29 protein-coding genes are annotated in these 23,262 nt (G+C 35.7%); all 29 read left to right on the top strand.

Annotated elements, in window-relative coordinates:
* The first annotated feature begins 2 nt into the window (after positions 1-2).
* A complete protein-coding gene (locus K412_RS0100145) occupies positions 3-1,088 on the top strand; it encodes an aminopeptidase P family protein (RefSeq protein ID WP_024831217.1) in 1,086 nt (361 codons plus the stop codon).
* Positions 1,089-1,241: 153 nt separating this feature from the next.
* Positions 1,242-1,802, top strand: coding sequence for an elongation factor P (efp, locus tag K412_RS0100140; protein ID WP_024831216.1), 561 nt, complete (start codon positions 1,242-1,244; stop codon positions 1,800-1,802).
* A gap of 33 nt (positions 1,803-1,835) precedes the next feature.
* A complete protein-coding gene (locus K412_RS0100135; protein WP_024831215.1) occupies positions 1,836-2,252 on the top strand; it encodes a CD1247 N-terminal domain-containing protein in 417 nt (138 codons plus the stop codon).
* Positions 2,253-2,395: 143 nt separating this feature from the next.
* Entirely contained in the window at positions 2,396-2,803 is a 408-nt protein-coding gene (locus K412_RS0100130; protein WP_024831214.1) for a hypothetical protein, read from the top strand.
* Between the two features lie 17 nt (positions 2,804-2,820).
* Positions 2,821-3,189, top strand: coding sequence for a GntR family transcriptional regulator (locus tag K412_RS0100125; protein WP_024831213.1), 369 nt, complete (start codon positions 2,821-2,823; stop codon positions 3,187-3,189).
* A gap of 13 nt (positions 3,190-3,202) precedes the next feature.
* A complete protein-coding gene (locus K412_RS0100120) occupies positions 3,203-3,901 on the top strand; it encodes an ABC transporter ATP-binding protein (protein WP_024831212.1) in 699 nt (232 codons plus the stop codon).
* Complete coding sequence (locus K412_RS0100115; RefSeq protein ID WP_024831211.1) at positions 3,895-4,719, top strand: ABC transporter permease; 825 nt, start codon at positions 3,895-3,897, stop codon at positions 4,717-4,719. The genes K412_RS0100120 and K412_RS0100115 overlap by 7 nt, the downstream gene beginning before the upstream one ends.
* Positions 4,720-4,918: 199 nt before the next feature.
* Entirely contained in the window at positions 4,919-5,890 is a 972-nt protein-coding gene (spoIIIAA, locus tag K412_RS0100110; RefSeq protein ID WP_024831210.1) for a stage III sporulation protein AA, read from the top strand.
* Positions 5,891-5,904: 14 nt separating this feature from the next.
* Entirely contained in the window at positions 5,905-6,423 is a 519-nt protein-coding gene (gene spoIIIAB, locus K412_RS0100105) for a stage III sporulation protein SpoIIIAB (protein WP_024831209.1), read from the top strand.
* A gap of 20 nt (positions 6,424-6,443) precedes the next feature.
* Positions 6,444-6,638: a stage III sporulation protein AC gene (gene spoIIIAC / locus K412_RS0100100; RefSeq protein WP_014313799.1), complete on the top strand. Its 195-nt coding sequence runs from the start codon at positions 6,444-6,446 to the stop codon at positions 6,636-6,638.
* Between the two features lie 33 nt (positions 6,639-6,671).
* Positions 6,672-7,058, top strand: coding sequence for a stage III sporulation protein AD (spoIIIAD, locus tag K412_RS0100095; RefSeq protein WP_024831208.1), 387 nt, complete (start codon positions 6,672-6,674; stop codon positions 7,056-7,058).
* 56 nt (positions 7,059-7,114) lie between these two features.
* Positions 7,115-8,311: a stage III sporulation protein AE gene (spoIIIAE, locus tag K412_RS0100090; protein ID WP_024831207.1), complete on the top strand. Its 1,197-nt coding sequence runs from the start codon at positions 7,115-7,117 to the stop codon at positions 8,309-8,311.
* A gap of 11 nt (positions 8,312-8,322) precedes the next feature.
* Positions 8,323-8,967 carry a stage III sporulation protein AF gene (locus K412_RS0100085; RefSeq protein WP_024831206.1) on the top strand — a complete coding sequence of 215 codons (645 nt, stop codon included), beginning with the start codon at positions 8,323-8,325 and terminating at the stop codon, positions 8,965-8,967.
* Between the two features lie 51 nt (positions 8,968-9,018).
* The gene (locus tag K412_RS0100080) at positions 9,019-9,639 is read left to right on the top strand and encodes a stage III sporulation protein AG (protein WP_024831205.1); all 621 of its coding nucleotides are present in this window, start codon (positions 9,019-9,021) and stop codon (positions 9,637-9,639) included.
* A 125-nt stretch (positions 9,640-9,764) separates the two neighbouring features.
* The gene (locus tag K412_RS0100075) at positions 9,765-10,346 is read left to right on the top strand and encodes a SpoIIIAH-like family protein (RefSeq protein ID WP_024831204.1); all 582 of its coding nucleotides are present in this window, start codon (positions 9,765-9,767) and stop codon (positions 10,344-10,346) included.
* A gap of 230 nt (positions 10,347-10,576) precedes the next feature.
* The gene (locus K412_RS0100070; protein ID WP_024831203.1) at positions 10,577-10,960 is read left to right on the top strand and encodes an Asp23/Gls24 family envelope stress response protein; all 384 of its coding nucleotides are present in this window, start codon (positions 10,577-10,579) and stop codon (positions 10,958-10,960) included.
* Between the two features lie 171 nt (positions 10,961-11,131).
* On the top strand, positions 11,132-11,683 hold the full coding sequence (gene amaP / locus K412_RS0100065) for an alkaline shock response membrane anchor protein AmaP (RefSeq protein WP_024831202.1): 552 nt from the start codon (positions 11,132-11,134) through the stop codon (positions 11,681-11,683).
* A gap of 17 nt (positions 11,684-11,700) precedes the next feature.
* Complete coding sequence (locus K412_RS0100060) at positions 11,701-11,931, top strand: DUF2273 domain-containing protein (protein ID WP_024831201.1); 231 nt, start codon at positions 11,701-11,703, stop codon at positions 11,929-11,931.
* Between the two features lie 33 nt (positions 11,932-11,964).
* Positions 11,965-12,402 carry a transcription antitermination factor NusB gene (gene nusB, locus K412_RS0100055; RefSeq protein WP_024831200.1) on the top strand — a complete coding sequence of 146 codons (438 nt, stop codon included), beginning with the start codon at positions 11,965-11,967 and terminating at the stop codon, positions 12,400-12,402.
* A gap of 70 nt (positions 12,403-12,472) precedes the next feature.
* Positions 12,473-13,687, top strand: a complete 1,215-nt coding sequence (xseA, locus tag K412_RS0100050; protein ID WP_024831199.1) for an exodeoxyribonuclease VII large subunit — start codon at positions 12,473-12,475, stop codon at positions 13,685-13,687.
* Positions 13,680-13,916: an exodeoxyribonuclease VII small subunit gene (xseB, locus tag K412_RS0100045; RefSeq protein ID WP_024831198.1), complete on the top strand. Its 237-nt coding sequence runs from the start codon at positions 13,680-13,682 to the stop codon at positions 13,914-13,916. The genes xseA and xseB overlap by 8 nt, the downstream gene beginning before the upstream one ends.
* A 12-nt stretch (positions 13,917-13,928) precedes the next feature.
* Complete coding sequence (locus tag K412_RS0100040) at positions 13,929-14,813, top strand: polyprenyl synthetase family protein (RefSeq protein ID WP_024831197.1); 885 nt, start codon at positions 13,929-13,931, stop codon at positions 14,811-14,813.
* Positions 14,814-15,553: 740 nt separating this feature from the next.
* Positions 15,554-16,216, top strand: a complete 663-nt coding sequence (locus K412_RS0100035) for an Mg2+ and Co2+ transporter CorB (RefSeq protein ID WP_024831196.1) — start codon at positions 15,554-15,556, stop codon at positions 16,214-16,216.
* Between the two features lie 5 nt (positions 16,217-16,221).
* The gene (dxs, locus tag K412_RS0100030) at positions 16,222-18,093 is read left to right on the top strand and encodes a 1-deoxy-D-xylulose-5-phosphate synthase (protein ID WP_024831195.1); all 1,872 of its coding nucleotides are present in this window, start codon (positions 16,222-16,224) and stop codon (positions 18,091-18,093) included.
* 22 nt (positions 18,094-18,115) lie between these two features.
* Entirely contained in the window at positions 18,116-18,928 is an 813-nt protein-coding gene (locus K412_RS0100025; RefSeq protein ID WP_024831194.1) for a TlyA family RNA methyltransferase, read from the top strand.
* A gap of 65 nt (positions 18,929-18,993) precedes the next feature.
* Positions 18,994-19,854: an NAD(+)/NADH kinase gene (locus K412_RS0100020; protein ID WP_024831193.1), complete on the top strand. Its 861-nt coding sequence runs from the start codon at positions 18,994-18,996 to the stop codon at positions 19,852-19,854.
* 4 nt (positions 19,855-19,858) lie between these two features.
* A complete protein-coding gene (locus tag K412_RS0100015) occupies positions 19,859-20,311 on the top strand; it encodes an arginine repressor (RefSeq protein WP_024831192.1) in 453 nt (150 codons plus the stop codon).
* Between the two features lie 29 nt (positions 20,312-20,340).
* Positions 20,341-22,041, top strand: coding sequence for a DNA repair protein RecN (gene recN / locus K412_RS0100010; protein WP_024831191.1), 1,701 nt, complete (start codon positions 20,341-20,343; stop codon positions 22,039-22,041).
* A 206-nt stretch (positions 22,042-22,247) separates the two neighbouring features.
* Positions 22,248-23,262 (top strand): SpoIVB peptidase S55 domain-containing protein (locus K412_RS0100005; RefSeq protein ID WP_024831190.1); only part of this gene is annotated, 1,015 nt, incomplete at its 3' end.

Here is a 23,262-nt window from a genome sequence, read left to right as displayed (position 1 = left end):
AAATGATTGACAAGCAAATATTGTCTAATAGGCTCAATACTTTTAGAAAGGAACTGAAAAACCTTGGTCAGGATGGTGCATTGATTACAAAGAGAGAAAATTATATGTATCTATCAGGGTTTTCAGGTACTTCAGCAAACCTTATTATTACTGATAAAAAAGCATATCTGCTGACTGACTTTAGATATGTTGAGCAATCGGCAATGCAGGCACCAATGTTTGAAATAATTCAGCATAAAACAGATATAAAAGATACTATCCTTGAAATATTAAACTCTGAAGGAATTAAAAAACTTGGATTTGAAGACGAAAGCCTAACTTATGCGGAATATAAATCTTTTACAAGCAAGTTTAAGGATACTGAATTGGAAGGAATAGGCTCTGTTGTTGAAAAGTTAAGGAGTATAAAGGACTCCTATGAAATAGAAACTATAACTAAGGCTGTAGAAATTGCGGATGGCGCGTTCAAGTATGTTCTTGGTATCATAAAACCCGGAATTACAGAGCTTGATGTTGCTGCTGAACTAGAATATCAAATGAAAAAATTAGGGGCGTCAGGTGCTTCTTTTGAAACAATTGTTGCATCAGGATTGAGGTCATCCATGCCTCATGGAGTAGCATCTGAAAAGAAACTGGAAATCGGTGATACAATTACAATGGATTTCGGCGCATTATATAACCATTATTGCTCCGATATAACAAGAACGGTTTTTCTTGGACAGCCGGATAAAAAAATGATACACATTTATAATATAGTTTTAGAGGCTCAATTAAATTCAGAGAGAGGTGCCATACAGGGTAAAACAGGAAAAGAAATAGATAAAATAGCAAGAGATATTATATATGGCAAGGGATTTGAAGGTAAATTCGGTCACGGACTTGGACATGGTTTAGGACTTGAGATACATGAAAATCCACGCCTTTCCCCAAGCGGAGAAGCAGTACTAAAAAACAATATGGCAGTTACTGTAGAACCAGGTATTTATGTTGAGGGACTCGGAGGAGTGAGAATTGAGGATACTATAATAATCAGGGATGATAACCCTCTTGTTTTAACCCAATCTAAGAAGGACTTGATTATTCTATAAACTCAAAAATTAAACTTTTTCGGTGTTTTATTGACTTTTATCATTAAAATGAAAATTTTTCTTGCCTAATGGAGAAATTTAATTTAATATAAACTAGGATAGTATTAAAAATAAAATAAATTTTTATGCATTTTTATATTATGGAGGTAAGGTATGATAGTAGCTGGTGATTTTAAAAATGGTGTAACATTTGAATTGGATAATAATATATTTCAGGTAGTTGAATTCCAACATGTAAAGCCGGGAAAAGGAGCTGCGTTCGTAAGAACAAAGTTAAAGAATATAATAACAGGTGCAACAGTTGAAAGAACTTTCAATCCAACAGATAAAATGCCAAAAGCTCATATCGAAAGAAAAGATATGCAGTATTTATATAATGATGGTGATTTGTACTACTTTATGGATGTTGAATCATATGAACAACTTCCTTTAAACAAAGAAACAATTGGAAATGCTCTTGACCTTGTTAAGGAAAATGAAATCGTAAAGATTCTTTCACATAAAGGAAATGTTTTTGGTATTGAGCCTCCAACATTTGTAGAGCTTGAGGTAACAGAAACAGACCCTGGATTCAAGGGTGATACTGCTACCGGTGCAACAAAACCAGCTACAGTTGAAACTGGTTATGTTATAAAAGTGCCTCTTTTTGTTAACACTGGAGATATAATAAGAATTGATACAAGAACAAATGAATACATGGAAAGAGTTAAATAATAAAAATACCTAAGTGGTAATGAGGAGGTAAGTATGAGCTATATAAGCGAACGTGTAGCATTCATTAAAGGTTTGGCAGAGGGTATGAAAATTAATGATTCAACCGATGAAGGTAAGCTGTTAAACGCTATAATCGATGTTCTGGATGACATTTCACTTGCAATTGAAGATATTGAGGAAATTCAGGATGATCTTGGTGAGCAGGTAGACAGCATAGATGAAGACCTCGCAGAGATTGAAAAGATTATTTATGATGAGGACGGCATTGAGTTTGAAGAAATTGAGTGCCCTAACTGTGGCGAAAAAATCGAAGTTGATCTTGATATGATTGATGAAGATGCTGAAACCATTGAGTGTCCCCATTGCCACGAGAAGATTGAATTGGAATGGGATTGTGAATGTGATGATGAATGTGGCTGCGGTTGCGAGCATGATCATGATGAAGAGTAATTTAATATAATTCCTATAAAAAGCTTCCAACAAATATATTGTTGGAAGCTTTTTTAGTGGTTTACTATTGACACATTAATAATTTAACTGTATTATTGTATTAAGCGATTAATACAATAATACAGTTTAGGGAGAATAGGCCTATGACAAATAAAAAGCACATATTATTAGTAATTGTTTCAGCAATAATTTTATTATCCGGATGTACTTATGGAAGTTATACTAGTTTGAAATCTGTTGAAAGTAACACTTCAAGCATGATGTCAATGAGGTATGAGAGGTTTAACGGATACAAAGCTACCAATATTAAAGTAAAAGAAGATAATCCTATTGATGTCAATTTTGATATTGTTTCAGATAAAGGAAAACTGAACATGTCAATTACAGATGAAGAAGGAGAAAGTGTTTATGAAGGGAAGGAAGTACCTACATCCTCATTTGTAGTAAGACTGGATAAGTCTGGCAAATACAAGTTGAAAGTCCAAGGTGAAAAACATTCCGGAAGCTACAAAATTACGTGGGGAAAGGCAAGTGAAGATAATGAAAAATAACTGCAAGGAGGGATTTGATGGCTAATGATTTTTCATCTAATATTCCCATATATATTCAAATAATGAATGAAGTTAAGCTAAAAATAGTTTCAGGAGTATGGGAATCAGGGCAAAGACTTCAATCTGTCAGAGAACTAGCTGTAGAGTTTTCAGTTAATCCCAACACCATGCAAAAGGCCTTATCTGAACTTGAAAGAGAGGGATTGCTGTATACCGAAAGAACATCGGGAAGATATGTTTCACAGGACAAGGAAAAAATAAAAAAAGCACGAGATGAGATGGCTAAAGAATACACCGAGAATTATTATAATTTGATGAAGAAACTGGGTTATGCAAAAGATGAAATAGTATATGTAGTAACCAGCAGATTGACTGAAATTGAATAAGGAGGTCTTAAAAATGAGTAAAGTTATAGAAATAAATGCACTCCATAAATGTTATGGAGAAAGAAAGGTTCTGGAAAATGTCTCTCTATCCTTAGAAAGTGGAACAATAGTAGGTTTGCTGGGACCAAACGGATGCGGTAAGACATCAATAATCAAGATAATTGCAGGTATTATACAGGATTATGAAGGACAGGTGTTGATTGATGGAAGAGCGCCTGATGAATACACAAAATCCATTGTTTCTTACTTACCTGAAAAAACATATCTTGCTGATAACTTAAGAGCTAAGGACGCTCTGGACTTCTTTGAAGATTTTTACTCCGACTTTGACAAGGAGAAAGCAACGAGAATGCTTTCCCAATTCAAACTTGATCCAAATCAGAAGATTAAAAGTATGTCAAAGGGAATGCAGGAAAAGGTTCAGCTGATTCTTGTAATGTCAAGAAAAGCAAAGGTATATTTATTAGATGAGCCGCTAGGAGGACTTGACCCCTCTTCACGTAAAGCAATGCTTGACATTATACTGAACAATTATTCAGAGGATGCGGTAGTACTTCTTTCAACTCACCTGATAAATGATGTTGAAAGAATATTTGATAGGGTAATCATGATGGGAAATAATGGAATCTTGGTAGATGATACTGTTGATAATATACGTGAGAAAAATGGCAAATCTGTTGAAGAGCTTTTTGAGGAGGTGTTCAAATGTTAGGGAAATTAATCAAATATGAGGTTAAGGATACATCAAGGATAATACCTTTCTTTTATGCAATAACAGCAATACTAGCTGGTTTGTCCATGCTTGCTGGAAAACTGGAGCTGGGTTGGTTCAAGGTAACATCTTCGGTGTTGCTGTTATTAGTTGGTATTACAGTATTTATTGTTACAATGGTTGTTATATGTATGAGATTTTATAAAAACTTATACTCAAGCGAAGGATACTTGAGTTTTACACTACCCCTAAAACCTCACCTTCACCTTGTTTCAAAGGCAATTGTATCATTTATTTGGATGATATTGAGTGTTTTGATTTGTATGGGAGCTTTTTATGTTGGATTGTGTGGACTGGGAATAGATTGGATAGTATGGTCTTCGGTGATTGAGGAAATGAAAAGTTATGGTATGGAAAACTATATATATCTATTTATACCTATGGTATGTTTAGGAATTTTGTACTTAATGAGCCAAATTTACTTTTCTATAACCTTGGCAAATCGTCCAAGATTTCATAATATAGGGGCGGTAGGAGCTTCGATTCTATTGTTTCTTGCTACAAATGTATCATTAAAGATAGTAGAGACTATATTTACCATAGTATTTCCTATTTCAGTAAAAGTAAGTCTGACGGATGGCTTTGATATTTCATTAACTGCACAAAATATGGTGGGATATTTAATAAATAACATAAACAACCAAAACCCATCAAATTTGGTTGTTGGACTGGGTGGATATATATTCGATGTAATAATGGTATGTGTTCTCTTTTATATAACTGGTAGAATAATGAATAAGAAGGTTTCCTTGAGATAAAGAAATTATATGAAATTAAACAGGACACCCGATGGAGCTGTAAAACGGTTTCGTCGGGTGTTTTTTATACCTTTTTTATTTTTGTCATAATGTTGGACAAAGCCTAATATATATAAATAAATAAATTTCTTATATGATTTATTAGGCGGTTTCTTAACACGAGGGTGTTAACTAAAGAAAAGAAAGGAGTGATTAACACATGACTAACGTACAATATGAAATATTGCCTTTCCTTGTTCCCAGTATCGGGAAGATTATTCAAAAAATTAATATCAATGAGTTAGACGATTTAGAAGAAATACGGTTGCGGGCAGAAAAACCCTTAATGGTATTTTGCAGGAAAAGAGACTGGTTTGTCACTCAAAATGGGCAGTTAACACGTTCTTTAAGTGAGGCATATATAGTGAATCAGAAAGAGATAGTAAAAACACTGGAACTGATGAGTGAAAACTCTATTTATGCATATCAGGACGAAATAAAATCAGGTTATATTACTTTACGGGGAGGACATAGAGTAGGACTCAGCGGTAAGGTTATATTGCAGGAAAGTAAAATAAGAAATATAAAGGACTTTAATGGTCTAAACATACGTATAGCAAAAGAGATAAAGGGTAGTGCAAAACATATAATAAACTACATAATAAAAAACAGCTTTGATATTTATAACACACTTATCGTAGGGCCGCCTCAATGTGGAAAAACTACTATACTTAGGGATTTGTCCAGAATGTTGAGCAACGGTGAGCCGGAATACGATTTTAACGGTATTAAGGTGGGAATAGTTGATGAAAGGTCTGAAATCGCTGCATGCTGTAAAGGTGTACCTCAGAATGATGTAGGATATAGAACCGATGTATTGGATGGTTGTCCAAAAGTATTGGGAATGGAAATGTTACTGAGAAGCATGTCACCTGGGATAATAATTACAGATGAAATAGGAACTCACGGGGACAAGGATGCCATTCTTAAAGTATTAAATTCTGGAATTAAAATAATAGCTTCAGCACATGGCTATAACATAACAGAGCTAAAAATGAGAGACGAACTTCTGTCTTTGATTAAATCCGCGGCATTTGAAAGGTATATAGTACTAAGTGCCAGAAATGGACCGGGTACCCTTGAAGAAGTTGTAGACTCAGATATGACACCGATTTACAGGGTATCACAATAGGAGGAGCAGCGAAAATGATTATAAAAATTATTGGCTCGGCTCTATTAATATGTGCTACCAGTCTTATGGGTTTTTCTATGGCAGCAGACTGCTCAAAAAGGCCTAAAGTGCTAAGAGAACTTCAGGTACTGATGCAAATGTTTGAAAATGAGATAAGTTATTTGTCAAATTTATTGGCATTGTCCTTTGAACGAATATATACAAGCTCTAAAACAGATGCTTCACTACTCTTCAAGGAAGCGGCCGAAAACTTATCCTTGCCAGGTATAACTGCAGATATGGCATGGGAAAAGGCAGTGACTAACACTTATTCAAGGCTAGGTTTAAATAAGGAAGATAAGGCTATTTTGATTACCTTTGGTAAAATGCTTGGAAGTTCAGAGCTAGAAGGTCAGATTAACAATATAAATCTTGTCTCATCCCAACTAAAGCTTCAGGAAATGAAAGCGGAGCAGATGAGGCAAAAAAATGAAAAAATGTACAAAAGCCTTGGTGTACTAAGCGGATTGGCAATAGTAGTTGTATTATTTTAGGTACAAAGGAGTGTAGTTTTATGGAAGTAGATCTCATATTTAAAATTGCAGCAATAGGCATATTAGTGTCAGTATTGAATCAAGTATTAATCAGGTCAGGCAGAGAAGAACAGGCCATGATGACTACTCTTGCAGGAATAGTTGTTGTACTTTTAATGGTGTCAAAACAGATTGCAGGGCTTTTTGAGGCAGTAAAAACCATGTTTCAGTTTTAACAAAAGCATTATGGATACGAGGGTACATATGATATGGACATACTTCAGATTGTTTTTATTGGTATAGTTGCGGTAGCACTTTCATCAGTGATAAAGGCACAAAAACCGGAGCTTGCGTTGCAGGTTAGCATTATTACCGGGATTCTTATATTTATGCTTGTGGCAGTAAAGCTATCCGCAGTGATAGATTTTATAAAGACCTTTAGTCAGAAAGCTGATATAGATTCGACATATATTGCTATCTTGCTTAAAATAGTGGGAATCGCATATATAGCAGAGTTTGGAGCGGAGGTTTGCAAAGATGCAGGAGAATCCTCAATTGCCTCTAAAATAGAACTTGCCGGTAAGGTTACCATAGTAGTTCTGGCCGTACCGATAATAACATCACTCCTGGACTTGGTAATTAAACTGATGCCATAGCAGGTATCCTACATTCATCACGTTAATGGCTGCTTTCAGCCTCGGAGGATATACCAATGAAATTAAAAAAACTTGTATTTGCATTTTTATTTCTTGTAACTATTTTCTCCCCACTTTGCATACATGCAGAGACAATACAGAAAAATACAGAGAGTAGTGCCGAAAATGAAAAGATTCTAAATGATCAACTTAAGGATAACTCCGGCATAAGTGACAATGTAAGAAAGTACTACAGTGAAGATTCGCAAGAACTCTTTCCGGACTTTGACCCTGGGAAATTTGTTTCTGATGCGGCAAAAGGAGATTTGAAATTCAGTTTCACTGGAGTTATTAACAGAGTAATCAGATACTTGCTAAAAGAAGTATTTTTAAATGCGGATATATTGATAAAGATAATAGTTCTTTCTATTATTTGTGCTATATTAAAAAACCTGCAAAGTTCATTTTTAAGTGAAAGTGTGGGTGAAATGGCTTTTTTCGTGTGCTACATTGTATTGGTTTCAGTGCTGATGGTTAGTTTCAGTACGGCTATGAAAATGTGTATGGACATTATTGATAGTATGGTATCATTTATGCATTCAATAATACCGCTGCTAATAACACTTCTGGCAACATCAGGGAGTATATCTTCGGCGGGTGTTTTCCAACCTGTGTTGGTAATGCTGATTGAAATAGGTGCCACAGTAATTAAAAATTTTTTTATCCCGCTTATTTTTCTTATTACAATACTTAACATCGTAAATAATATTTCAGATAAGATTCAATTAACCAAACTTGCTGGCTTTATGAAACAAATCTGTACCTGGGGGCTAGGACTTATTCTTACAATATTTATAGCAATTGTATCAATACAGGGCTCAATGGGTGCAGTTGTAGACGGGGTGACAAGTAAAACAGCAAAGTTTGCACTGGGAACGTTTATCCCGGTAGTAGGAAAGTATCTGGCAGATGCAGCTGAAACAGTAGTAGGCTGTACATTGGTAATTAAAAATGCATCGGGACTCATTGCAATGATAGGAATCCTTTTAATATGTCTTGCGCCCCTTTTGAAGATTCTTGCAGTAGTTGTGTTGTACAAGCTGGCCTGTGCATTTGTAGAGCCTATATCAGATAAGAAGATTACAAATTGCCTTAATGATATGTCAGGCTCACTGACATATATATTAGGAGTAACGGCGGCAATAGCAGTTATGTTCCTAATAGCAATCACAATCGTAATAAGTACTACTAACATGTCTGCCGCAATAAGGTAGGGGGGAGTTAAATGCTTGAATTTTTAAAAAGCTGGATTATCAATATTGTAACAATTACTATCATTCTTATTTTATTTGAAATAATAATGCCTTCAGGAAAAATAAAAAAAGTAATAAGCCTTATAGCAGGGTTCATTTTGTTAATTGCAGTTATAAACCCTTTTTTAGCTCTTAAAAATAAGAATTTTGATCTCGGACAAAATGTAATATCAGATAGCATGTATATTGATAAAAATGAACTTGAAGCCAGCAGCAAACTGCTAAAGGACAAGCAGATGAAACAAGTATCTCAGGTATACAAGGAAAAGGTTATTAACAGTATCCAGGAGCAAGCCTTAAAGGTTGATGGAGTTTCCCAGGCAAAAGCAGATATTGAAATCAATGAGGATTACTCTTCAGATAAATTCGGAGAAATAACCAGAGTAAACCTGCAAGTAAAACGCGGTAAAAAGAAGTCGGACAGTGTAAAAATTATTTCAGTAATGCCTGTTGAAAAGGTAGATATTTCATTACCTTTTATAAAGGGAAAAAAGAATAATAAAACAGTTGAAGCTCCTGTAGATGAGGAGAGCAAAAAAATAACCGAGCAGTTAAGACAGACCATAAATAAATCCTTTGAAATAAAGAAAGACAATATTATTGTTACAGTAAATTAATTTGGGATAATCCATAAGTTTTCGGAATAAATGGTGCAGGAGGGAATATAAATGTATAAATTTGGTAAGCTTATAATGGATTTGAAAAAAAGAATAACTGCCGACGGAAGCAAAAAGATTATTCAAAATGCCGTAATAGTTGCAATTATAGGAATAATTCTACTCATTGCAGGCAGCGTATTCTTCCAAGGAACACCTGAGAAAAAAGAGCAGGTTACTCCCCAGCCAAAAAACGGGACAGAGGCTGTGGAAACATTGAACCAGAAGGAAGGTGAAACAAAGGATAAACTGGAAAAAAGTCTGGAGGCTATCCTGTCTCAAATAAAGGGAGCAGGGAAGGTTAGTGTTATGGTGACTTTTTATTCCGGTAATGAATCTGTGCCGGCATATAACACCAAAAACAGTACAAGCGACACCCAGGAGAAAGACAAGGAAGGAGGTACAAGGTCAGTTAAACAGTCAGAAAGGGAAAATAGCATTATTTTCGAGGAAAGCGATGGTGTAAAAAAACCATACATAACAAAGGAACTGCTCCCAAAAGTAAAAGGAGTTGTCATAGTTGCAGACGGGGCCGGAGATGCAGAAGTCAGGAGCAGTCTTTCAAAGGCTACAGAAGCACTTTTTGAAGTAGCTTCTCACAAAATACAGGTATTTGAGAGAAATAAAAACTAATTTTAAAAAATAGAAATAAACTTTAATATACATGAATATACATAATGTGTGAGACGAGCAAAATCCTTCAGGTGAAAAGCCAAGGAGAAACAATAAACTAAAAGATTGTTAGGAGGGTCTATGTAATGAATTTTTTAAAAAGAAAACAAATAATTGTACTTTCCCTTGTACTTATGTTGTTAGTGGCAGGATATCTGCAGTATAACTACAACAAAAGCTCACAATACAGCGAAGATGACTCCGCTCAAATTGGCGATGCAGTATATGTAGATAATCAGGATGCATCTGATAAGGAAAATATCGACACTGCTGCTGCCGGGGATGAAGAGAAAACAGCTACCGCTTCAAAGGAAGCAAACACCTTTTTTGCTCAGGCAAAAATGGATAGGGATGTTACAAGAGACAAGGACATTGAAACAATGAAAAGTATTTATCAAGATGATATGGCCAGCAAAGATGCTAAATCCAAGGCATATGAAAAAATGATGAAAATAGTTGAAACGTCTCAGAAAGAAACAAATATTGAAACCCTTATAAAAGAAAAAGGTTTTAATGACGTAGTTGCATTATTTTCTGACGACGGAAGTGTAGATGTTGTTGTTAAAGCTCCTGCAATATCCAAGGCTGACTGGGCTAAAATAGCTGATATTGTTTCAAGACAGGGAAATGTTCCTTTTGATAAGATTGTAATCAAGAATATGTTTTAATTCTTATAATTTTATATATAAATGAGCTTAAAAGGGGTTATCTTGGGAAAGATAGCCTTTTGTTTTTTAGTTACTTAGGACAAGCAGTTGCATTATTCAAAATGATTACACACCACGATTATTTAAAATACTAGTATAGATTGATAATTAAAGTTTGAAGTGATATAATTTTACAAGCTGTTATCCAGAAAAAATGGTAATATTGCCTGACTGATATAATGGAGGTATTTATGGAAGAGAATAATATAATCGACGACTATGGTTCTGTAAAAATATCTGAGGAAGTTGTTGCCATTATTGCGGGAATTGCTGCAACTGATGTTCCTGGGGTAGCGGGAATGAGTGGCGGTATAGCAGGAGGAATCGCTGAGATTCTGGGAAGAAAAAACCTTTCAAAAGGAGTAAAAGTAGAGGTTGGAGAAAAAGAGGCAGCTATAGATTTATATATAATTGTAGAATATGGTGCAAGAATACCTGAAGTGGCATGGGATATACAGGACAAGGTAAAAAACGCAGTTCAGGAAATGACTGGACTCAATGTTGTTGAGGTTAATATTCACATTCAGGGAGTTAACTTTGACAAAGAGATAAAAAAGGATCCTGAAACTAAGTAGAGTATCAATATCGGTATTATTGGAAATAATTAAATAAAGTATATGAGAATGATTATTATCCAAACATTCTCATATACGTTTGATTTTTATACATAATTGAAATATAATGAAATTAATTACGAATTTTTGGTATTGTTCGCTTGAAATAAAAAGAATAGAGGTGAAGTTAATATGAACATAATTTTACGTGTACTATTAGCTGTATATGCATTTTTCCTGACAATAGCATCTATGTTTGCAATGCTTGTTACAATCAAGTCTGACATATTGTCGGAGGCTTATACATACTTATATAACGATGTGTTGGCGCATCGGAATCCGTCCATTATAATGTTCATTGTTTCTTCAATATTTTTCTGTTTGAGTTTGACATTCCTTCTTTCTGGTTTTAAGCCTGAAGGAGATAAAAAAGCTATAATTAAATACAATAAGAACGGCGATATCAGAATTACTTTAAACTCAATAGAGAACATTGCATTGGCTACATCCAGAAAGCTTAACGGGATTCGTGATTCCAAGGCATTTGTTACAAAAGTAGGCGAAGGTGTAAGCATTACTGTGAAAGCGATTGTTCTTCCTGACATAAATATTCCGCTCCTGTCTGAAGATATGCAGCAAAAAGTAAAATCAGCGGTTGAAGATTGCACGGGAGTGCAGGTAGATAGTGTCAGAGTTTTAGTGGAGAGCATTTTCACTGGTTACAAATCTGCTAGAGTTGAGTAACAATTGGAGGTGTTACCATGGATAAACAGGTATTAACCGAATTTTACAATCAACACAAGGGCGAAATACTTGGTGCTGCAATTGGTTTTGTAATTGCAGTTGTCGTATTGATTCTTGGATTGTTAAAGGCATTATTTGTAGTGCTGTGTGTAGTATTTGGATTTTATGTTGGGAAAAAATTGTACCAGGACAAAGACTATATCAAAAATCTTTTAGACAGGATACTGCCTCCTGGTACATACAGATAGTCAGAAATAACTTAATTTAAGGAGGAATATTCAATGGGACGCCGTGCATCCAGGGAATCTGCGATGAAGCTGTTGTATCAATTGGAAATACAGAAAACTGACAGAGACGATCAAATTAACATGGCCCTGGAAGACGAAAGTTTAACTGAAAACGATAGGGAATACATCAAAGGAATCGTTTATGGGGTATACGAAAAAATACCGGTATTAGATAGTATAATAGAAAAAAAGGCTACCGGATGGAAAATAAATCGTTTATCAAAAATAGATTTATCAGTTTTAAGAATAGGAATTTACGAGATATTGTACAGGGATGATATACCATTTAGTGTCTCTGTAAATGAGGCTGTAGAATTGGCTAAAAAGTATAGCAATGAGGATGCAGGAGCGTTTGTTAATGGCCTTTTGGCTAAGGTATCAAAGAATGATATACCTCAAGAAACGCCAGTAAGTGAAAGTGATTCTGAATAATTGAAGCTTTAAAGGGTAATGTGATACATTTGACATTATCCTTTTTTGGAATATAGGAGTTTTTTGAATAATGAATAGAATTTACTCGGTATCTGACATAAATAACTATATAAAGCAGTTGATATCAAGGGATTTAATATTATCGGATGTTTCAATTAGGGGTGAAATATCTAACTTTAAGCACCATTATACAGGGCATATGTATTTTACCATTAAAGATGAAAATAGCCTGTTAAAATGCGTTATGTTCAAGTCGCAGGCTATTACACTTAAGTTTGCCCCCGAAAATGGCATGAAGGTGATAGTATCAGGCTATATCTCTGTTTTTGAAAGAGACGGGCAGTATCAGCTGTACGCAAGTAATATGCAGCCGGATGGAGTAGGTGCTCTACATATTGCATTTGAACAGTTAAAAGAGAAACTGCAGCTAGAGGGGCTATTTGACCCCGAGAAAAAGAAAAGCATACCTATGTTGCCCGGAAGTATAGGTATTGTCACATCTTCAACAGGTGCAGTTATAAGGGATATTATAAATGTAACCTATAGAAGAAATAGTAAAATGAAACTGGTTTTGTATCCTGTAGCTGTTCAGGGACCACAAGCAGCAGGGCAGATAGCTGAAGCCATAAAGCGGCTAAATGAGTATAATAAGGTTGACGTAATTATTGTAGCCAGGGGCGGAGGCTCACTAGAGGAACTGTGGGCATTCAATGAGGAAATTGTTGCAAGAAGCATATATGCATCAAATATTCCTGTTATATCTGCCGTTGGACATGAAACAGATTTTACTATATGCGATTTCGTAGCGGATATGAGGGCGCCGACTCCTTCTGCAGCCGCTGAACTTGCAGTTCCTGATATAGAAGTTCTTTTATATAAGCTGGAAAGTTACAAAATGAGAATGAAAAATGCTCTTGTAAAAAAAGTCACAACATTGCAGAATCAACTGCAAAAAATAAACTCAAGACCTTTTTTTACACAGCCCTTTGACAGAGTAAATCAGCAAAGGCAAACATTGGATAATTTAATTAAAAATCTTGTAAGAGAGAATCAATCCATTATAAAAGATAAAAAATCACAGTTTGGAATCCTAGCAGGAAAGTTGGATGCCTTGAGCCCCTTGAAAATTATGGAGCGGGGGTACAGTGTTGTTAAAAATTCTCAGGGCAATGTTGTAAATAGTGTAGGGCAGGTTAATGTTGGAGATAATGTAAAAATATTACTAAATAACGGGTTAGCAGAGTGCGACGTTAAATCGGTAAGAGAGGGAAAAATATATGAGTAAGAGTGTTAAAATTGAAAAGAGTTTTGAAGAGGCTATGGCAGAACTTGAACAAATTGTTGTGAAGCTTGAAAAGGGTGAGGCCACTTTGGAGGAATCCATCACCAGCTTTCAGCAGGGAATAGAACTGTCAAGATACTGTGCAGCAAAGCTGGATGAAGCTGAAAAGCAAATAACAATGCTGATTCAGAATGAAGAGGGTAAATTGGAAGAAAAAGAATTTAACATATAATTGGGAGGAAATATGAATTTTAAGGAAAAAAATGATATATATGTGAATATTATTGAAGAGAGGCTTCATAATATTATTCCAGAAGTTAACGGATACTGCCTTGATATAAAAGAAGCAATGTCATACAGTCTTTTAGCCGGAGGCAAGAGATTGAGACCTTTATTGGCACTTGCTGTTGCTGATTTGCTAGATAAGCCTCTTCAAGAGGTAGTTAATTTTGGCTGTGCAATTGAAATGATTCATACATACTCACTGATACACGATGATTTGCCGGCTATGGATAATGATGATTTCAGAAGGGGAAAGCCGACAAACCACAAGGTGTTTGGTGAAGCCATGGCAATACTTGCCGGAGATGGACTATTGAATATGGCTTATGAGATAATGATTAATGATGCAGTGGAGTCCAAGAGTATTGAAAAAATGCGGGCTGCCGGAATAGTTGCCAAATATGCAGGGGCATTAGGAATGGTAGGAGGTCAGGTAATTGATCTTCAATCAGAAGGAAAAACCATTGAAAGTGAAAGGCTAAAAACAATGCATAAACTAAAAACAGGTGCGTTGATAAAAGCTCCGGTGGAAGCTGCAGCAGTAATATGCGGTGCAGAGAAAAAGGAATTTGAGCTTCTGTCAGGATATGCAGCAAATTTAGGTTTAGCTTTTCAGATAAAGGACGATATACTTGACATAGAGGGAACCGTTGAAAATATGGGGAAGAATCCCGGAAAGGATTCTTCATGTAATAAATCAACTTATGTAACTATGTACGGTATTGAGGAGTCAAAAAAGCTCTTAGAAACGGTAACTCAAGAAGGCATTTCATGTTTAGAAGCATTCGGGAATAAGGCACAGTTTTTAAAAGAACTTGCATTATCACTGGTCGTAAGGGACAGATAATACAAATTTTGGGGAATAATATTCTCTTTGTTTATCAAGATTTTTATGTTATAATGATGTCTCGATGACAGTTAAGTTATTTTATTATTACTATTGACAAAAAAACAGGGTGGCGCAGTATTCTAGTCAGTACTGATGATTCTGAAGACGGGCCTAAAAATCCGTTTAAGGGCACATCGATGAAGTTCCTGGTGTCGGCTTGCTACGCCCAGTGGTGGGTTGATGCTGGGAGTTAAGGATTAGGGGCGATCCGCAATGGCATGCGGGCGTTGACCCCTTTTCCGTGGAGACCCTTACTTGTGGAAGAAAAGTCAAGCTTTTTGCTTGCCACCTCGACTACGAAAAGGGATTAAACCTGTTATGCGGTGTCTATATGATGGCTGTGAACAGTGTAGCCTGCCTTGAGTGAAATTCGGTGAATAACGGATCAGATGCTTCATGTATTGGCCGATATATAAGCATTATTGCTGTTTGAAACCCTTTTTGCAAAAGAGGCTAGGAATCATTTTGACTGTTGGGGAAAACCCCTAGACTGTTCTTATAAGTGGTTTGTTGGGGATTAAAGTGTGGACTAAGTGGTAATCAGGCCCCGTAAACGGAGACGCACGGTGATATGTTTAAAGGGAAACCACTGGTTTGGCGACATTCCAGCACATGTCAGGGAAATCCTGCCTGACCTAAGCCGCAAAATTTACTCAATAAACTGCCACCTGTTTTTCTAATAAATTTGGAGGATTGGTGTGGAAGATAATTTAAAACATCCAGCCGATGAAAAGAAAGTTAAATTCAGGGCTAATGCAGTTAGCTCTAAAAAAGAAACAAGAGTTTGGACATTATCAATAACGGTAATAACTTTTTTCATTTCAATTTTTATGTCTTTTTTTTCAAATGAAACATTAGGCAATGCTACCACAGTTGTTTCATTTCTTATTGTTTTTGTTATAATAATCATAAGTATATTATTTGACCTTATAGGTACAGCTGCAACAGCTGCGGATGAGGCACCATTTCATTCTATGGCATCAAGAAAGCTTTATGGTGCTAAACAGGCTGTTATGCTAATAAGAAATGCCGACAAGGTCTCAAATTTCTGCAACGATGTTGTTGGGGATATTTGCGGTGTAATAAGCGGTACGGCGGCTGCCTTTATTGTATACAAGTTTTCGGGAGGCGGTACGGATGCACAAAATTCTATTTTTGGACTTTCCATTACAGCAATGGTTGCATCCCTAACAGTTGGAGGAAAAGCACTGGGTAAATCCATAGCATTGCAAAACAGTAATTACATAATATACAAAGTAGCAGTAGTTATAAAATTTCTATTTGGAAAAATAAATTTTAAAAAGAAAAAGAAATGGAATAATAAAAAAAAACGCGCTAACAAAGGTACTATAAAGGAGTAATTCAAGTGGGGTATCTCAATGGTATAAACTCTCCTGAAGATGTAGCAAAATTGGAGATAGAAGAATTAAAGGTTCTTGCAGAAGAAATTAGAACGTTTCTTATAAATAAAGTTTCAAAGACTGGGGGGCATTTGGCTTCTAATCTGGGAGTTGTTGAACTGACACTTTCGATTCATAAAAACTTTAATACAAATAAGGACAAAATTGTTTGGGACGTAGGGCATCAATCTTATGTCCACAAGATATTGACAGGCCGAAAGGAAGATTTCGATACATTACGAAAATTTGGAGGCTTAGCCGGATTTCCAAAAACCTGTGAAAGTGTACACGATTGCTTTAACACTGGGCATAGCAGTACTTCTATTTCTGCAGCGCTGGGTATTGCCCGTGCAAGGGATATAAAAAAAGAAAACTACAGTGTAATGGCTATTATAGGCGATGGGGCAATGACTGGCGGAATGGCTTATGAAGCCTTAAATGATGCTGGGAGACTAACAAGTAATTTCATTGTAATACTTAATGACAATGAAATGTCTATAGCACAGAATGTTGGTGGAATGTCAAGATATTTAAGTAAACTGCGTACTGACCCAGTTTACACAAAAACTAAAGAAGATATAGATAAATTTCTTGACAAAATGCCTAATATTAGTAAAAAGGCTAGGAAGGCTGTCCGTAAATTAAAAGGTACTGTAAAATACCTGATTACGCCGGGAGTATTTTTTGAGCAATTAGGTTATAAGTATTACGGACCTGTAGATGGGCATAGCCTAGATGAGTTGAACAAATCAATTCAGGCAGCAAAGAAAATAAAAGGGCCTGTGCTGATTCATGTATGTACTCAAAAAGGGAAGGGCTATTCCTATGCGGAAGAAAGTCCTGACAGATTTCACGGAATAGCACCTTTTGAGATAGAGACAGGAGAAACGTACGGTAAGAAGCTACCGGATTATTCTGAAGTTTTTGGAGAAGCGGTTTTAGAAGCAGCTGATATAAATAACAGAGTGGTTGCCATATCAGCAGCAATGGCAAAAGGAACTGGGTTATCCAAATTCAGCGAAAAGTATCCCCAAAGGTTTTTTGACGTGGGTATAGCCGAACAGCATGCAGTTACATCAGCGGCCGGAATGGCCATTAACGGTATGGTCCCTGTTGTTGCAGTTTATTCATCATTTTTACAAAGGGCATATGATCAGCTTATACACGATGTAGCAATTCAGAAACTGCATGTAGTTTTAGGTGTTGACAGAGCTGGAATTGTAGGTGAGGATGGAGAAACTCATCAGGGAGAATTTGATATATCATTTTTGAATCACATACCTAATTTTACAATAATGGCTCCTGCCGATTATTATGAACTTAAAGCAATGGTTGATTATGCCATAAACAAACATAACGGACCTATAGCTGTCAGATATCCTAGAGGCAGAGGAAAGGATTTAATTAAACAGGAAATGCCTATAATACTAGGTAAAGGAGTAGTACTGGAAGAGGGACAGCATGTGTGTATACTCGCTGTTGGCAGTATGGTTGAGACAGCTTTACAAGTGTCTGAAAAGCTGAAAGAGCAAGGTATTAGTGCAGGAGTTGTCAACGCTAGGTTTATTAAGCCTTTGGATGTTGAATTGGTTAAGAAATGTGCAGATAAATATCAAAACCTTGTAACATTGGAGGATAATTGTGTAATGGGGGGATTCGGCAGCAGAGTACTTGATACCCTTAACACTCTTAATTATAAAACACGGTTACTAATAAAAGGTTTGCCGGAGCAGTTTATACCTCATGGTTCCAGAGAAGAACTTATGAAAAAAATCAGATTAGATACAGACTCTGTAACAAATGATATAATAGATTTGTTAAAAAATACCGCGTTATAATAAATATTTTGGAGGGTATATTTTGGAAAAGGAAAGACTTGATGTACTACTTGTAAATAAAGGCTTCTTTTCAAGCCGTGAAAAATGCAAGAGTGCAATTATGGCTGGTCTTGTGTGGATTGATGGAATCAGAGAGGACAAGCCGGGAACAAAAGTCCCTGTTGAATGTGAGGTTGAAATAAAAGAAAATATTAATCCTTACGTTAGCAGGGGAGGATTAAAGCTTGCTAAAGCCATTAGTGCTTTTAATATAAATCTTACAGATAAGACATGTCTGGATATTGGCGCATCTACAGGGGGATTTACGGATTGTATGCTTAAAAACGGTGCAACAAAGGTAGTTGCTGTAGATGTTGGGTATGGTCAGCTGGCATGGGAGTTGAGAAATGACCCCAGAGTCGTATGTATGGAACGTACCAATGTCAGATATGTTAAGCCTGAGGATATCGGATTTTTATCTGATTTTGCATCAATAGATGTTTCCTTTATATCACTTACTAAGGTGCTGCCGGCAGTTTTGGCACTTTTAAAGGACAATGCGGAGTTGGTATGTCTTATAAAACCTCAGTTTGAGGCGGGGCGTGAAAAGGTTGGCAAGCACGGTGTTGTAAGAGACAGTGCTGTTCATAAAGAAGTTATATTTAATATAATTAATTTTGCTATTGCTAGTAAATTATTTATAAAAGAGTTATCCTTTTCACCCATTAAAGGGCCTGAAGGCAATATAGAGTATTTATTATATACGACAAAAAAAGAAAATCAGGATTCAAAAGATATTAATGAACTTGTAGAAAGTGTTGTTGCTGAAGCACACAACACACTGGTAAAAAGCTAAATAATCTGTTAAAGTGTAAAAAAAGATAAACTATGTTATTGCACGGCTCATGGAGGCTGATGACTATGAAAAGAATCGGAATTATAACAAATAGAGAAAAAGACAAAGGTTTAGAATTTACAAATCAATTGGTTGAGAGCATTCAAAAATACGGTGGTCAAGCTGTATTGCCTACTTATGACGGCTCTTTTGAAATGGATGATATTGACAACCTGGTAGTTGAAATTTGTGATAATTGCGATATGATCATATGTCTCGGGGGAGACGGCACTTTTTTGAGAACAGCCAGAACTGCATATTTGTACGGACTCCCTATGTTGGGTATTAACCTTGGTTCCCTTGGGTTCTTAACTGATGTAGAAAAGGGTGAAATAGACAAAGCGGTAGAAAACATATTGAATGACAGGTATACTTTAGAAGATAGAATAATGTTATCATCAAAATTGTACAAGGATGGGAAATTGGTTGCCCAAGACGTTGCAATAAATGATGTTGTAATTTCAAGAGGAGGCATTCCCAGAATACTTCACCTTAGTACTTACATTGATGATAACCTTGTTGAAATGTATCCGGGAGATGGTATTGTTGTGGCTACCCCAACAGGATCCACGGCGTATTCCTTATCGGCAGGAGGCCCCATAGTTGAGCCTACATCGGGACTGATTATAATAACTCCCATTTGTCCGCATATTTTGTCATCAAGACCATTAATTACATCGGATATGCGAAAAATAAAAATATGTGTATCCCAGGGGTTTGAGCATAAAGCTAAGGTGACTGTGGACGGACAGAAAAATCTTGAAATAACAGGTGGAGATTATCTTGAAATAGAGAAAACAGAGAGTACAGTAAAAATAATCAGAGTAAATTCCAAGAACTTTTTTACCGTACTCAGAAGTAAAATTTACGGGAGAAAAGAGGAGTAAGATTATGAAATATAACAGACACGCAAAAATTTTGGATATTATTGAAAATAACGATATTGAAACACAGGAAGAGCTTGCAGAAAAGCTTAAGGAGCAAGGAATGGATGTAACTCAGGCTACAGTTTCTCGTGATATTAAGGAACTAAGGCTTATTAAGGTTATGACTCCTGAAGGCAAATATAAATATTCTGCCTTTGCTCAGTCTGAAAATCAGGTTTCAAACAGATTGATAACTATACTTACAGAAGCATATGTTTCCAGTGATTATGCTAATAATATCGTTGTTGTTAAGACACTCTCAGGTATGGCTCAGGCAGCGGGTTCTGCCATTGATTCCCTTAAATGGAATGAAATACTAGGAACAATAGCTGGAGACGATACATTAATAATGGTCTGTAGGGCTGAAAAAATAGCTGAGGATATAGTTAACAAATTTAATAAAATGATAAAATCATAAATTATTTATAAACAGGCAGGTGTTTTTGTATGCTGTTACAGCTGGATATCCAGAATATTGCACTTATTGATAAGATAAGTCTTGAAATTGCGCCAGGGTTAAATGTATTAACTGGTGAAACTGGTGCAGGAAAGTCCATTCTTATTGATTCAATAAATGCTGTCCTAGGAGAACGTGTAAACAGGGACATAATTAGAAATGGTAAAGAAAAGGCATTTATTGAAGCTGTGTTCGAATATGACAGTACATATATAAATGAAATTTTGGATGAACTGGGTATCGAACATGAGGATGGCAGCTTAATTCTATCAAGGGAAATAAGCTTAAGCGGAAAGAATGCATGCCGAATAAATGGAAGACTGGTGAATGTTTCTGTACTCAAACAGGTAGGACAACTTCTTTTGGATATCCACGGTCAGCACGACAATCAATCATTGCTTAAAACAGAATCACATATTGAATTGCTGGATGCTTTTGGCGGAGAAGCTATTCAAAAAGTTAAGTCTGAATATCACAGTCTCTTTGAGGAATACAAATCAATAAAATCAAAACTTAAAGGCATTGTCGGAGATAAAGGTGAAATTGAGCGCAGGATGGATATGCTTAAATTTCAGATTGATGAAATAAAAAATGCCAAACTCAAGGAAGGCGAGGACGAAGAACTATTAAAAAGAAGACAATTACTGGCTAATTCTGAGAAAATAATGAATTCTATACATAGTTCTTATGAATTGCTCAGTGATGGAGGAAACACTGGTAATTCAGCTTTATACAATATTAACAAGGCACTTTCAGAGCTTACAGCTGTTCAGAAGTACGATGAAGGGCTCATTCCTTTGTCTGAAAAACTGGAATCCGTTGTTTACCAGCTTGAGGATATTTGTGAAGAGTTGAGAGCAAGAAGGGATGAAGATGATTTTGACCCAAATGAACTGTCCGTAATAGAAGAAAGACTTGATATTATTACTAGAGTAAAGAGAAAGTATGGCTCAGGCATTTTGGAGGCCTTGGATTTTCTTAAGAAATCTCAGATTGAATATGACGAATTACTTCAAAGTGAAAGCCTTGCTGAAGATTTAAAAAAACAGCTGGTATCCATAATTAAAAAATTACAAGAAATAGCTGCTAAACTGCATTCTCAGAGGGAAAAGGCTGCTCTGGTTCTTGAAAGTAATATAACCGCTGAACTTGAAAATCTTGAAATGAAAAATGCCCGTTTTAAAGTTAATATTGTAATAGATGAAGCAAAGAATAATTTTACTAAAAATGGTTTGGATAATGTGGAATTTCTGATTTCAAGTAATGTGGGAGAACCTTTGAAACCCCTTAGCAAAATAGCTTCAGGTGGTGAAATGTCAAGAATTATGCTTGCCATAAAAACAATTCTTGCTAATGTGGATGAAATCCCAACACTTATATTTGATGAAATTGATACTGGAATCAGCGGAAAAGCAGCTCAAAAGGTTGGAGAAAAGCTGTCCTACATATCGAGAACCCACCAGGTTATATGTGTAACCCACTTGTCCCAGTTGGCTTGTATGGCTGATAATCACCTTTATATTGAAAAAAATTCAAACGGTGAAAATACATATACAACTGTAAGAATTTTGGATAAAAAAGGCCGTATACAGGAAATAGCAAGAATAATAGGTGGTTCTGACATAACATCCATTGCTTATAAGCATGCGGAAGAATTACTTCTTGCTGCTGAAAATTTTAAGAAAAAATAATTGCAGAAATCATTTCCAAATTCGAAAATCGCTAAACATGACAGATATGAGTTTTAATTACCTGTCATGTTTTTTTTTACTTGAATAATAAAAAAGCATAAAGGTTAACTTATGATTATGATTTTGAGATCACGCTTTAATGGGCGTGATTTTATTATCCGCAAGCAGCCGTAAAGATATTTTAAATATCGGGAGAGTGAAAATAAATGCACTATATCAAATCAAATAAGAAAAAGCTGTTTGTATTATTATTTGTTTGTTTTTGTGTTATTACACTCAGTTACTTGCAGGCATTTTCCGTAATTCCAGAAAAACTAATTCTTCTGGAAGGTGAGGAGTATATTTACAATTTTAAAAGCTTCTATTTTGTAAATATAAAGGCTGATAACAGAGCAGTTTTAAAACTTAATAATGCGGATATTAAAGTTCAGGGGAATTACTTGGAATTAATATCGCCCCTTTCTTTTAAAACACAAAAGAGAGGCTCGGTGAAGCTTAATTTCAAAGCTTTTGGAGTTATACCATTAAAGACTATGCAAGTAGACATAATTCCTAGCAAAAAGCTTGCTGCATGCGGAAATACTATAGGTGTAAAAATTAGAATGGATGGGATTTTAGTAATCGGTCTTAGTGAAGTTGATAAGGCTGACGGTTCTAAATCTGCACCTGCCAAGGACGGAGGGATAAAGACTGGAGATATCATTTATGAAGTAAATAACAAAAAGATGTTATGTATTAAAGATTTGATTAATCAGATTGATAACAGTAAAGGAGACAAGCTGACAATTAAATTCAAACGAGGAAATGAATTAATGACTACTACCATTAATCCAATTGAAGGCGTAAATGATAAGAAATATCATATTGGATTATGGGTAAGAGACAGCACAGCGGGTATAGGAACAATGACATTTTATGATCCTGAAACTCATGGATTTGGTGCACTGGGGCATGGAATAACAGATGCTGACACAGGAACATTAATGCCTGTTAATAGCGGAGAAGTAATGGAATCAAACATTATTTCGGTAAGAAAAGGTGAGCAGGGAACACCTGGAGAGCTTAAAGGTATATTTATGGAAAACAAGCCTCCAATGGGGAAAATATTTGCAAATGCAGAATGCGGAATATATGGACAGATGTTTGAAGATTTTCATGTTGACAAAAACCGATTATATCCAATAGGTCTGCGAGGACAAGTAAAAGTTGGACCAGCAACAA

It is taken from the genome of Ruminiclostridium josui JCM 17888 (genome assembly GCF_000526495.1).
Lineage (GTDB): Bacteria > Bacillota > Clostridia > Acetivibrionales > DSM-1351 > Ruminiclostridium > Ruminiclostridium josui.
The sequence above is the reverse complement of the archived record's forward strand: the minus strand, read 5'-3'. Positions and strand labels throughout refer to the sequence as shown.